This window comes from Gordonia hirsuta DSM 44140 = NBRC 16056 (assembly GCF_000333015.1).
GTDB classification, from domain to species: Bacteria; Actinomycetota; Actinomycetes; order Mycobacteriales; family Mycobacteriaceae; genus Gordonia; species Gordonia hirsuta.
This window is the reverse complement of sequence record NZ_BANT01000042.1, coordinates 38,672-48,752: the sequence shown is the minus strand read 5'-3', so window position 1 is coordinate 48,752 and position 10,081 is coordinate 38,672. Positions and strand designations below refer to the sequence as shown.

At 66.1% G+C, this 10,081-nt stretch carries 14 protein-coding genes; 6 read left to right on the top strand and 8 right to left on the bottom strand.

All coding sequences use genetic code 11. The features are described 5' to 3' along the window. The 4 genes from GOHSU_RS13655 to GOHSU_RS13640 form a co-directional block, all read left to right on the top strand. Window positions 1-405 (top strand): amino acid ABC transporter ATP-binding protein (locus GOHSU_RS13655; protein WP_005942931.1); only part of this gene is annotated, 405 nt, incomplete at its 5' end. Window positions 406-407: 2 nt separating this feature from the next. After that, entirely contained in the window at window positions 408-1,421 is a 1,014-nt protein-coding gene (locus tag GOHSU_RS13650) for a glutamate ABC transporter substrate-binding protein (RefSeq protein ID WP_005942929.1), read from the top strand. Next, window positions 1,422-2,105, top strand: a complete 684-nt coding sequence (locus tag GOHSU_RS13645) for an amino acid ABC transporter permease (RefSeq protein WP_005942926.1) — start codon at window positions 1,422-1,424, stop codon at window positions 2,103-2,105. It abuts the gene before it with no gap. After that, the gene (locus GOHSU_RS13640) at window positions 2,102-3,034 is read left to right on the top strand and encodes an amino acid ABC transporter permease (RefSeq protein ID WP_005942923.1); all 933 of its coding nucleotides are present in this window, start codon (window positions 2,102-2,104) and stop codon (window positions 3,032-3,034) included. The genes GOHSU_RS13645 and GOHSU_RS13640 overlap by 4 nt, the downstream gene beginning before the upstream one ends. Before the next feature lie 23 nt (window positions 3,035-3,057). Here the strand turns inward: GOHSU_RS13640 and GOHSU_RS13635 are convergent, their stop codons facing one another. The 7 genes from GOHSU_RS13635 to pgsA form a co-directional block, all read right to left on the bottom strand. Next, window positions 3,058-3,546: a regulatory protein RecX gene (locus GOHSU_RS13635; RefSeq protein ID WP_005942921.1), complete on the bottom strand. Its 489-nt coding sequence runs from the start codon at window positions 3,544-3,546 to the stop codon at window positions 3,058-3,060. Window positions 3,547-3,571: 25 nt separating this feature from the next. Then, window positions 3,572-4,615 (bottom strand): recombinase RecA, encoded by a 1,044-nt coding sequence (recA, locus tag GOHSU_RS13630; RefSeq protein WP_005942918.1) that lies wholly within the window; start codon window positions 4,613-4,615, stop codon window positions 3,572-3,574. 193 nt (window positions 4,616-4,808) lie between these two features. Then, entirely contained in the window at window positions 4,809-5,003 is a 195-nt protein-coding gene (locus GOHSU_RS13625; protein ID WP_005942916.1) for a DUF3046 domain-containing protein, read from the bottom strand. A gap of 25 nt (window positions 5,004-5,028) precedes the next feature. Continuing rightward, window positions 5,029-6,186: a glycosyltransferase gene (locus GOHSU_RS13620; protein ID WP_005942914.1), complete on the bottom strand. Its 1,158-nt coding sequence runs from the start codon at window positions 6,184-6,186 to the stop codon at window positions 5,029-5,031. A 14-nt stretch (window positions 6,187-6,200) separates the two neighbouring features. Continuing rightward, complete coding sequence (locus tag GOHSU_RS13615; protein ID WP_005942911.1) at window positions 6,201-6,989, bottom strand: PspA/IM30 family protein; 789 nt, start codon at window positions 6,987-6,989, stop codon at window positions 6,201-6,203. Between the two features lie 76 nt (window positions 6,990-7,065). Next, complete coding sequence (locus tag GOHSU_RS13610) at window positions 7,066-7,353, bottom strand: helix-turn-helix domain-containing protein (RefSeq protein ID WP_005942908.1); 288 nt, start codon at window positions 7,351-7,353, stop codon at window positions 7,066-7,068. A 99-nt stretch (window positions 7,354-7,452) separates the two neighbouring features. After that, the gene (gene pgsA, locus GOHSU_RS13605) at window positions 7,453-8,046 is read right to left on the bottom strand and encodes a CDP-diacylglycerol--glycerol-3-phosphate 3-phosphatidyltransferase (RefSeq protein WP_005942905.1); all 594 of its coding nucleotides are present in this window, start codon (window positions 8,044-8,046) and stop codon (window positions 7,453-7,455) included. Window positions 8,047-8,119: 73 nt separating this feature from the next. Between pgsA and GOHSU_RS13600 the strand changes: the two genes are divergently transcribed. Both GOHSU_RS13600 and GOHSU_RS13595 read left to right on the top strand, forming a co-directional pair. Next, window positions 8,120-8,653 (top strand): amino-acid N-acetyltransferase, encoded by a 534-nt coding sequence (locus GOHSU_RS13600; RefSeq protein ID WP_005942902.1) that lies wholly within the window; start codon window positions 8,120-8,122, stop codon window positions 8,651-8,653. 52 nt (window positions 8,654-8,705) lie between these two features. After that, the gene (locus tag GOHSU_RS13595) at window positions 8,706-8,990 is read left to right on the top strand and encodes a YciI family protein (RefSeq protein ID WP_005942900.1); all 285 of its coding nucleotides are present in this window, start codon (window positions 8,706-8,708) and stop codon (window positions 8,988-8,990) included. Here the strand turns inward: GOHSU_RS13595 and GOHSU_RS13590 are convergent. Beyond that, entirely contained in the window at window positions 8,950-9,945 is a 996-nt protein-coding gene (locus GOHSU_RS13590) for a TerC family protein (protein ID WP_005942898.1), read from the bottom strand. The genes GOHSU_RS13595 and GOHSU_RS13590 overlap by 41 nt on opposite strands. Between the last annotated feature and the right edge of the window lie 136 nt (window positions 9,946-10,081).

Here is a 10,081-nt window from a genome sequence, read left to right as displayed (position 1 = left end):
AAGAAGTCCGACGCCCAGAAACGGGCCTTGGAACTGCTCGATCGGGTCGGTGTCGCCGCGCAGAAGGACAAGTATCCCGCACAGTTGTCGGGCGGTCAGCAGCAGCGAGTGGCCATCGCCCGGTCGCTGGCGATGAATCCGCGCGTCATGCTCTTCGACGAACCCACTTCGGCCCTGGACCCGGAGATGGTCAGCGAGGTCCTGGACGTGATGGTTTCCCTGGCCGCCGAGGGGATGACGATGGTCGTGGTGACCCACGAGATGGGCTTCGCCCGCAAGGCCGCCGACCGGATCCTGTTCATGGCCGACGGGCAGATCGTCGAAGACACCGACCCGGAGAGCTTCTTCACTGCGCCGAAGTCCGAGCGGGCTCGCGACTTCCTGTCCAAGATCCTGGGCCACTGATCATGAACACATCGGCTGGCCCCCTCCGGCCGCGTCGACTGGGCCTTCTGGCGGCGACGCTGGCACTGCTGACCGCCCTGCTGACGGCCTGCGGCGACTCGGGTCCGCGCGATCTGCTCGCCGATATCCGGGCCGGACACGTGATGCTGGGCACCAAATACGATCAGCCCGGTCTCGGACTGCAGAATCCGGGCGGAGCGATCACCGGCTTCGACGCGGCGGTATCGGTCTTCGTCGTCAACACCCTGGCAGACCAGCTCGGGGTGGCCCGTCCGCAGATCAGCTGGAAGGAGACGCCGTCGGCTCAGCGGGAGACCTTCCTGCGCAACGGTGAGGTCGATACGATCGCCGCGTCGTACTCGATCACCGCCGACCGGATGAAGAAGGTCGATTTCGCCGGCCCCTACTTCATCACCTACCAGGGCCTGCTCGTCCGCGCCGACGACGACGGCCTGAACTCGCTCACCGACCTGGCCGACGGGAAGAAGTTGTGTTCGGTCGCCGGGTCCACCCCGGCCCAGAACGTCAAGGCACAGTTGCCGGGTGTCCAGCTGCAGGAATACGACTCGTATTCCTCGTGCGTCGAGGCGCTGCGGCGCGGCAAGGTCGATGCGACGACCACCGATGAGGTGATTCTGGCCGGTTACGCCAACCGCTGGCAGGGTGAATTCAAACTGGTCTCGATGACCTATCCGCGCGACACCTGCGTCAAGGGAACCTGGAAGACCGCGGGGGAACCGTTTTCCACCGAGTACTACGGGATCGGGATGGCCCAGGACTTCCCCGAGGCCGTCGAGCGGGTCAATCAGGCGCTGCAGCTGATGATGAGCACACCGCCCGGCGGCGGCCAATCGGTGTGGGAACGCGACCTACGCGAGGCGCTCGGCGATACAACCGTCGACGATATGATCGCCCGCGCCGATGCCCCCGGCTCCCAGTTCCGGTTCGTGCCGACTCCCGGCGATCTGAGCTTCCTGGACGCACCCTCCACCCCCTGCCCGGAAGGAGCCGAATAGATGAGTGAACTCTGGGACAGTCTCGGACCGCAGATATGGCCTGCCTTCTGGCTGACGATCCAGTTGACGTTCTGGTCGGCGATCGGCTCCGTGCTCTGGGGCGTTCTCCTGGCCGGAATGAAGGTCTCTCCCGTTCCGGTGATGCGCTGGTTCGCCACCGTCTACGTCAACGTCGTCCGCAATACGCCGCTGACGCTGATCATCCTGCTCTGCTCGATCGGTCTCTACCAGAATCTCGGCCTGACCCTGGCCGCCGACGACGGAAACTTCATCGCCAACAACAACTTCCGCCTGGCCGTCCTCGGCTTCATCCTCTACACCTCGACCTTCGTCTGCGAGACGCTGCGCTCGGGGTTCAACACCGTCCCACTGGGACAGGCGGAGGCGGCTCGCTCGGTGGGCCTGAATTTCCCGCAGGTCTTCGGGCTGATCGTGCTGCCGCAGGCGCTGCGTGCGGTCATCGCACCGATGGGATCGGTGCTGATCGCCCTGACGAAGAACACCACAATCGCGTCGATCATCGGCGTCGGGGAGGCGGCATTGCTGATGAAGGAAGAGCTGGAGAACCACTCGAGTCAGATTCTGCTGATCTTCGCGATCTTCGCCGCCGGATTCATGGTCATCACGCTCCTGGAGGGCGCCGCCTTCGGCTGGGCCGCTAAGCGATGGGCGGTGCAGCGATGAGTTCACCCGCCACGGTTCTCTACGACGCGCCCGGCCCGCGCGCCCGCCTCCGCAATCGGCTGATCGCTCTGGTCTTCGGCGCACTGGTCGTGGCACTGGTGGTCTGGATCGTGCTGGTGCTGCAGAGCAACGATCAATTGACCGCCGAGAAGTGGAAGCCCTTCATCGAGGGCAGTACCTGGACCACCTGGCTGCTGCCGGGCCTGTGGGGCACCATCAAAGCCGCTGCCGTCTCCATCGTGCTGGCGATCATCATGGGCACCCTGCTGGGCATCGGCCGCCTCTCCGAACACGCCTGGCTACGCTACACCTGCACGGTGATCGTGGAGGTCTTCCGTGCCGTACCGGTGCTGATCCTGATCTTCTTCGCCTACTTCCTCTTCGCCGCCTATTCGGTGTTCCCCTCCTCCCAGCTGGCGTTCGCGGCGGTGGTGTTCGGCCTGACCATCTACAACGGTTCGGTCCTGGCCGAGATCCTGCGCGCCGGGGTGCAGTCGCTGCCGCGTGGGCAGACCGAGGCGGCCCAATCGGTCGGACTGCGTAAATCGCAGACGATGATGCTGGTGTTGCTGCCGCAGGCCGTCACCGCCATGCTGCCGGCCCTGGTCGCGCAGATGGTGATCGCGTTGAAGGACAGCGCCCTGGGCTATGCCATCGGCTATATCGAGGTGGTGCGCTCGGGAATCAAGTCGGCCTCGTTCTACGGCAACTACCTGCCCGCGCTGTTGGTGGTCGCCGCGATCATGATCATCATCAACTTCGGCTTGACCGGACTGGCCAACTATCTGGAACACCGGTTGCGCGCCGGGCGGCGCAAGACCGACGCGCCCGACCCCGATGTCGCCGAACTCAAAGCCATGGAGAACGTCCCCGGCTTCAGCGGTACCGCCCACACCCCGCGGGCCACCCACCCCGATCGAAGACTCTAGAAGCGCGCGCGGAGCCGGGTGGTTCAGCGGGCCGCGCGGATGGTGTCGCTGACCACCGAGGAGATCATCTCCGGCGGAAATCCGCGTCGGCCCAGGACTCCGGCCAGCCGCCGGTAGGCCTTGGCCCGGTCGGCGTGATCGTCCAGATCCAGAGACGACGACGCCAGCTTCTTGGCCGCGATCTCCGCGGCCTGAGCGCGTTCGTCCTCCGGTTCGATCTGCGCCAAGGCCTCCTCGATGGTCTCGGCGGCCACCCCTTTGGTCCGCAGTTCGCGGCGCAGCGCCAGCCGGCCGCGACCGGAGTGCCGATGACGCGAGTGCGCCCACTCCCGGGCGAATTCGTCGTCGTCGATCAGTCCGGCCGACTCCAGCCGGGCCAGGACCTCGTCGATCGTCGCGGCATCGAACTCCCGCTGGGCCAGTCGCTGTGCGATCTCGACACGACTACGGGCCCGCACCCCCAGGAGCCGCAGCGCGGCATCCCAGGCGGACGGGCCCGTCTTCTCGGTCATGGGCGGTTACCTGCCCCGATGCCGATCAGAAGTCGACCGGAGCCGGAACCGGCTCGTCGAGGTCTTGAAGGTTCGGCCCGATACCGAGCTTGCTCTTGATCTTCAGCTCGATTTCGGCGGCGATGTCCGGATTCTGCAACAGGAACTTCCGGGCGTTCTCCTTACCCTGACCCAACTGGTCACCCTCATAAGTGAACCAGGAGCCGGACTTGCGGATGAATCCCTCAGCGACACCCATATCGATCAGTGAGCCCTCACGGCTGATCCCGTGACCGTACAGGATGTCGAATTCGGCCTGCTTGAACGGCGGAGCGACCTTGTTCTTGACGACCTTGACGCGCGTGCGGTTGCCGACCGCGTCGGTGCCGTCCTTCAACGTCTCGATACGCCGCACATCCAGCCGGACCGACGCGTAGAACTTCAGCGCCTTTCCACCGGTGGTGGTCTCGGGAGAACCGAACATCACACCGATCTTCTCGCGCAGCTGGTTGATGAAGATCGCGGTGGTGTTCGACTGGTTCAGACCCGAGGTCATCTTGCGCAGCGCCTGGCTCATCAGGCGGGCCTGCAGACCCACGTGGCTATCACCCATCTCGCCCTCGATCTCGGCCTTGGGCACCAGTGCGGCGACCGAGTCGATCACCAGAATGTCCAGGGCACCCGAGCGGATCAGCATGTCGGCGATCTCCAGCGCCTGCTCACCGGTGTCGGGCTGAGAGACCAGCAGGGAGTCCACGTCGACACCGAGTTTGGCCGCATACTCCGGGTCCAGGGCGTGTTCGGCATCGATGAATGCCGCCACACCTCCATTGGCCTGAGCACTGGCGACCGCATGCAGGGCCACGGTGGTCTTACCCGAGGATTCCGGACCGTAGACCTCGATGACGCGGCCGCGAGGCAGTCCGCCCACACCCAGGGCGACGTCCAGTGCCACCGAACCGGTCGGAATCACTTCCATCGGCGGACGGTTGTCCTCACCCAACCGCATGACCGAGCCTTTGCCGTAGTTCTTCTCGATCTGGGCGAGCGCCACATCGAGCGCCTTCTCGCGATCGGCTGACAGTGCCATGGTGTTCCCTCGTTTCGTCTTCTTGCCAGTCATGCCCACACCGTAGGGGCACCCTCCGACAAAACCGTTCCCGGAAGACTGTGCCGCCGGTATGTATTAGACGCACCGGCCCGCCGCTGCGTTCCATTCAAGAATCTGCGAACAGACGTTCGAACGCAAGTCGACACGCCGCAGCCGTCGCGCGCGGCGAGCCTCACCGCCGTTCGGGCGGTACGTCGAAGTCTGCGCACAGGGCCCGCCAGACCAGTCGCGGGTCGACACCGTCCTCGATGGCCTGGGCGCCGGTGCGCCCGCCCAGTTCTAGAATCGCGTGGTCGACCAGCATCGCATCGGCGGTACGCTGGCCGAACTCGGTATGCATGAATTCGGTGAACTCGGTCAGCCGCATATCTGCTCCCTGCCGTGAGCGGCCCTCACGCCGCCTCCTCGATGATCCGGTGCGCCACGAGCACCGGATCGTGCGTCTGGCTGACCGTGGCGGCGATCGCGGCCGCCGCCTGCGCATAACCCGGATCATCCAGCACCCGGCCGACAGCCGCGGCGACCGCGTCTCGATCGGCCGGTCGCACCCGCACCCCGGCTCCGGCGCGTTGCACCCGGCAAGCCAACTCCCACTGATCTCCGCCGCCGGGAATCACCACGGCCGGCACTCCGGCCGACAGCGCCTTGGCCAACAGCCCGTGGCCACCGCCGCAGATCACCAGATCGGCCTGCGCCAGAATCCGGTCCTGGCGGCCCAGTCCGGCTATCAGGGCTTCGGGCACCTCGTCGAGCCCCGCGGGGGCTTCCAGTGCCGAGTACACCACCCGCAGCGGCACAGCGGCCGACAGCTGTGCCAGCGCACCGAGGGCTGCTCGGGCCATCTCGTCGTTACCGCTCTGGGCGGTCGATGGGCAGACCACGATCAGCGGCCCCGATCCAGCGGGCACGGGGAACTCGTCGTCGGTCGGCTCGAAGAACTGGGGGCCGATCAGGTGCGTCCACGACGGCCAGTCCGGCCGCGGTTCCTCCAGCCCGGGCAGGGTGGCCACGAAGCGGGCGGCCGGTGCGGGGACCGCCGACAGTCCGATGCTCCGTCGCGCGGCTGCGCGTTGAGCGCGCCCGCGGGCCTCGGCCGGGGCGCTGAGCGCACGCAGGACGCGGTCCCGCAGACGTCCGCGCAGACCGGTTCCCACCGCCAGTCCGGCACCGATGGGCGGCAGTCCGCGCGACTGCTCGTAGAGCGGGTGCGGAGACAGCTCGATCCAGGGGATTCCAACCAGCTCGGCGGCCCATCCCCCGGCCAGTGTGATCGCGTCGCAGATCACCAGATCGGGTGCGTCCACGGCCAGCAGGGGCGCCAGTTCGACGGCCATCCGTGCGGCGCGGGTACTGAGTTTGGCCCCGGCATCGGTGTCGTCTTCGTCGTCACGGGCGGTCAGGCCCGGCAACTCACGCACCGTCAGGCCGCGTCGGGCTCCGGCCTGCGTCCAGCGGGTACCGGTGTACACCACCGTCTCGTCCCCGGCGGCGGCGAAGCGTGCGGCCAGTCCGAGTGCGGTGAACGCGTGACCGGCATCCGAGCCGGCCACGAAGGCGATTCTGCTCAGTTCTCGCCCTTGGCCTGCGACTCGGCGTCACCGGCCTCGACCTGCGACTGCGGCTTCGGGGCCTCCAGCCCCATGCTGGCGCGGATCGACTCGAGGCGAGCGTGACCGGCCATCTGAATGCTGGCCTGCTCCACCTCCATCATGCGGCCAGCGACCGAATCCTGTGCCAGCTCCGCCGAGCCCAGGGCGTTGGCGTAGCGGCGTTCGATCCGTTCACGGACCTGATCCAGGTTGGGGGTGTTGCCCGGAGCGGTCAGCTCGCTCATCTGGTTCAAAGACGCGCTGACCTGCTCCTGCATCTTGGCCTGTTCCAGCTGACCGAGCAGTTTGGTCCGTTCGTCGAGTTTGCCCTTGAGAACCACGGCGTTGCGCTCGACGGCCTGTTTGGCCGAGGCCGCCGCCGTCAGGGACTGATCGTGCAGGACCTTGAGGTCTTCGACGCTCTGCTCGGCGGTCACCAATTGCGCGGCGAAGGCCTCTGCGGCGTTGGTGTACTCGGTCACCTTGCGGGTGTCACCGGCGGCGGACGCCTGATCGGCCAGGGTGATGGCCTGGCGGACGTTGGCCTGCAGCTGTTCGATCTTCTCCAGCTGACGGTTGAGTCGCATTTCGACCTGGCGCTGATTGCCGATCACCGCGGCCGCCTGCTTCGACAGGGCCTCGTGCTGACGCTGCGCGTCGCCGATCGCCTGTTCGATCTGAATGCGGGGATCGGCCTTCTGGTCGATCGTGTCGTTGCTCCAGGCGGTGAAGTAGCGCCACAGCTTCACGAACGGATTAGCCATTGTCGGATGTCCCCTTTGTATCTGGCCGGTCTCTGGTCACTGGCTGGTCGAGCCGAAAGAAATGTACCGCGCCCGCTCAGGCTGCGACGAGCGTACCGGCGGCGGCTTCGGTCGGCAGCACCTCGACCACCGGCGGTGTCATGGTGTGTCCGACACTGGTCAGCACCGCACCGACGGGAACGTCGAGTGCGAGGCAGATGGCGGCGAGCAGTTCGCTGGAGGCTTCCTTCTGACCGCGTTCGACCTCGGACAGGTAACCCAGCGACACCCGTGCCGAGGTCGATACCTCGCGCAGGGTCCGCCCCTGTTCCGTCCGTAGCCGGCGCAACTCGTCTCCGAGCGCCTCACGCAGCAGTAGTGCCAACGACCACTCCTTCATCATCGTCACGGCGTATGCGGGCTGCGCACGCCGAGAAGTCGGTGTCCTCGAGATTAGCGGAATTCTGCGGCAGCGGCACGGCCGTCACGACGACGCTCCGCGCCGAATCACCAGCGCACGCCATACGTAGTCGGCGCCGGTGACCACGGTGACCGCGACCGCAGCGTAGAGGATCACCATCGCGGTGGTGTGGGCGACACCGTGCAGCGGAAGGATCAGCAGCCCGATCCCGATCGACTGCAGCAGCGTCTTTAGCTTTCCCCCCTGGCTGGCGGCGATCACCCCGTGGCGCACCACCCAGAATCGCAGCAGGGTCACACCGATCTCCCGGACCAGGATCACCGCGGTGATCCACCACGGGATCACTCCGAGAATCGACAAGCTCACCAGGGCCGCGCCGATGAGCGCCTTGTCGGCGATCGGATCGGCGAGCTTCCCGAAATCGGTGACCAGACCCCAGGCCCGGGCGATCCGGCCGTCGAGCTGGTCGGTCACCGCAGCGACGGCGAAGATCACGAAGGCCGCGATCCGCCACGCGTTCTCGGTGCCTTCGGCGACGAACAGGACGACCACGAAGATCGGCACCAGGATGATCCGGAACACCGTCAGACCGTTCGCCAGATTCAACACCGGCGGCGCTTGCTGCGGCACCTGGGGCTGGGAGATCGGCTCGGTCACGCCACTACAGTATCGGCCCGCCATCCCGGCTGTCCGGACAGGTCTGGCCCACGCGGGTCTATTGTCTATTTCTATGTCTACACCGCAGTCGGCCGATGCTCCCGTCGATCACGATGAGATCGTCGTCCGCCGTGCCCGGACATCGGACGTTCCGCACATCAAAGAGCTGGTCGACGTATATGCCGGCAAGATCTTGCTCGGCAAGAATCTGGTCACCCTCTACGAGGCCGTCCAGGAGTTCTGGGTCGCCGAGATCGCCGGCGAGGTGGTGGGCTGCGGGGCCCTGCATGTGATGTGGGACGACCTGGGCGAGGTGCGGACCGTGGCCGTAGACCCCCGGGTCGCCGGCCGCGGCGTGGGGCACCGCATCGTCACGCAGCTGCTGGAGGTGGCCCGCGAGCTCGAACTGAGCCGGGTCTTCGTGCTGACCTTCGAAGTCGAGTTCTTCGCCCGGCACGGTTTCGTGGAGATTCAGGGCGCCCCGGTCACCGCGGAGGTCTTCGAAGAGATGTGCCGCTCCTATGACACCGGCGTCGCCGAATTCCTCGACCTGAGTTACGTCAAACCGAACACTCTCGGCAACACCCGGATGCTCGTCGTCTTGTGACCACCCGCGCCGGTGCCCGCCCGTGTCCGCACCGGGACGCTAGAGTTGCCACATGCCGAATTTCGCCGTCGAATACACCTACGGTCCCGAACGCGCCGACCTGCGCGATGAACATCGTCCCGCGCACCGGCTGTGGCTCAGCGACGGCCACGAGGCCGGGGTGATCCTGATGGTGGGCCCCTACACCGACGGGTCCGGCGCCCTGCTGATGATCCGCGCCGAGGACCGGCAGGCCGCCGCCGAGATCCTGGCCCACGACCCGTTCGCACTCGTCGGCGCCATCGACGCCACCACGATCAGCGAGTGGAAGAACCTCTACGGTCCCTTCGGCGACTGACCAGCAGACTGGCGATGGTGGTGATCACCAGCGTCGCACCGATCACCCCGAGACTGACCGGGGTCGAGATCTGCGGCACCGGGACCGGGGCCCCGCCGTTGAGGAAGCCCAGCGTGTTCTCGTGCAGTGCGTGCAGCACCAGCTTCACTCCGATGAACGCCAGGATCAGCGCCAGCCCGTAGGACAGGTAGATCAGCTTGTTCAGCAGTCCGCCGAGCAGGAAGTACAGCTGTCGCAGGCCCATCAGCGCGAAGGCGTTCGCGGTGAACACCAGGTACGGCTGCTGGGTCAGCCCGTAGATCGCCGGAATCGAGTCCAGGGCGAACAGCACATCGGTGAAGCCGATGACGATCAGCACGATCAGCAGCGGGGTCGCCAGCCGCTTGCCGTTCTCGACGGTGAAGAGCTTGTCTCCGTCATAGTGCTCGGAGGTGCGCAGGAACCGGCGGGTGAAGCGTTCGATTCGACCCTCGCGCTGGACCTCGTTCGCCGCCGGCTCATCGCTTTCAGCGAGTAGTTTGACCGCGGTCAGGATCAAGAACAGACCGAACAGGTAGAACACCCAGCTGTAGCGGGCGATGGCGGCAGCGCCGACGGCGATGAACGCTCCGCGCATCACCAGCGCCATCACGATGCCCAGCAGCAGCACCTTCTGCTGATAGATCCGCGGCACCATGAACTTGGCCATGATGATCACGAAGACGAAGAGGTTGTCCACCGATAACGCCTTCTCGGTGACGAAGCCGGCGAAGTACTCGCCGCCGTAGGTCCCGCCCCACTTCCACCAGACGAAGCCGCCGAAGGCCAGCGCCAGGGCGATGTAGACCGTCGACCAGAAACCCGATTCGCGCAGCGTCGGATCGTGCGGCACGCGCACATGCGAGAAGAAGTCGAAGACGAACAATCCGGCGATCACCGCACAGGTGATCACCCAGGTAAGTAACGAGACGTCCATGCGGCAGAACCTCCAGCGCGCAACACAAAGGAAGCGATGCTGGAGGTCTCTCCCATCCGCGGGTGCGGACCGGTGTCCCGGACCACGGCAGGCGCGGGGTGGTCGGCACACCGGCTGCACGTCGTCGTGCTGACGA

What these genes read in the sequence shown, in the direction of transcription:
- GOHSU_RS13600 (WP_005942902.1), top strand. Translation starts at nt 8,120, where the DNA reads ATGTCTACACCGCAGTCGGCCGATGCTCCCGTCGATCACGATGAGATC.
- GOHSU_RS13650 (WP_005942929.1), top strand. Translation starts at nt 408, where the DNA reads ATGAACACATCGGCTGGCCCCCTCCGGCCGCGTCGACTGGGCCTTCTG.
- GOHSU_RS13640 (WP_005942923.1), top strand. Translation starts at nt 2,102, where the DNA reads ATGAGTTCACCCGCCACGGTTCTCTACGACGCGCCCGGCCCGCGCGCC.
- GOHSU_RS13595 (WP_005942900.1), top strand. Translation starts at nt 8,706, where the DNA reads ATGCCGAATTTCGCCGTCGAATACACCTACGGTCCCGAACGCGCCGAC.
- GOHSU_RS13635 (WP_005942921.1), bottom strand. Translation starts at nt 3,546, where the DNA reads ATGACCGAGAAGACGGGCCCGTCCGCCTGGGATGCCGCGCTGCGGCTC.
- GOHSU_RS13615 (WP_005942911.1), bottom strand. Translation starts at nt 6,989, where the DNA reads ATGGCTAATCCGTTCGTGAAGCTGTGGCGCTACTTCACCGCCTGGAGC.
- GOHSU_RS13625 (WP_005942916.1), bottom strand. Translation starts at nt 5,003, where the DNA reads ATGCGGCTGACCGAGTTCACCGAATTCATGCATACCGAGTTCGGCCAG.
- recA (WP_005942918.1), bottom strand. Translation starts at nt 4,615, where the DNA reads ATGGCACTGTCAGCCGATCGCGAGAAGGCGCTCGATGTGGCGCTCGCC.
- GOHSU_RS13645 (WP_005942926.1), top strand. Translation starts at nt 1,422, where the DNA reads ATGAGTGAACTCTGGGACAGTCTCGGACCGCAGATATGGCCTGCCTTC.
- GOHSU_RS13590 (WP_005942898.1), bottom strand. Translation starts at nt 9,945, where the DNA reads ATGGACGTCTCGTTACTTACCTGGGTGATCACCTGTGCGGTGATCGCC.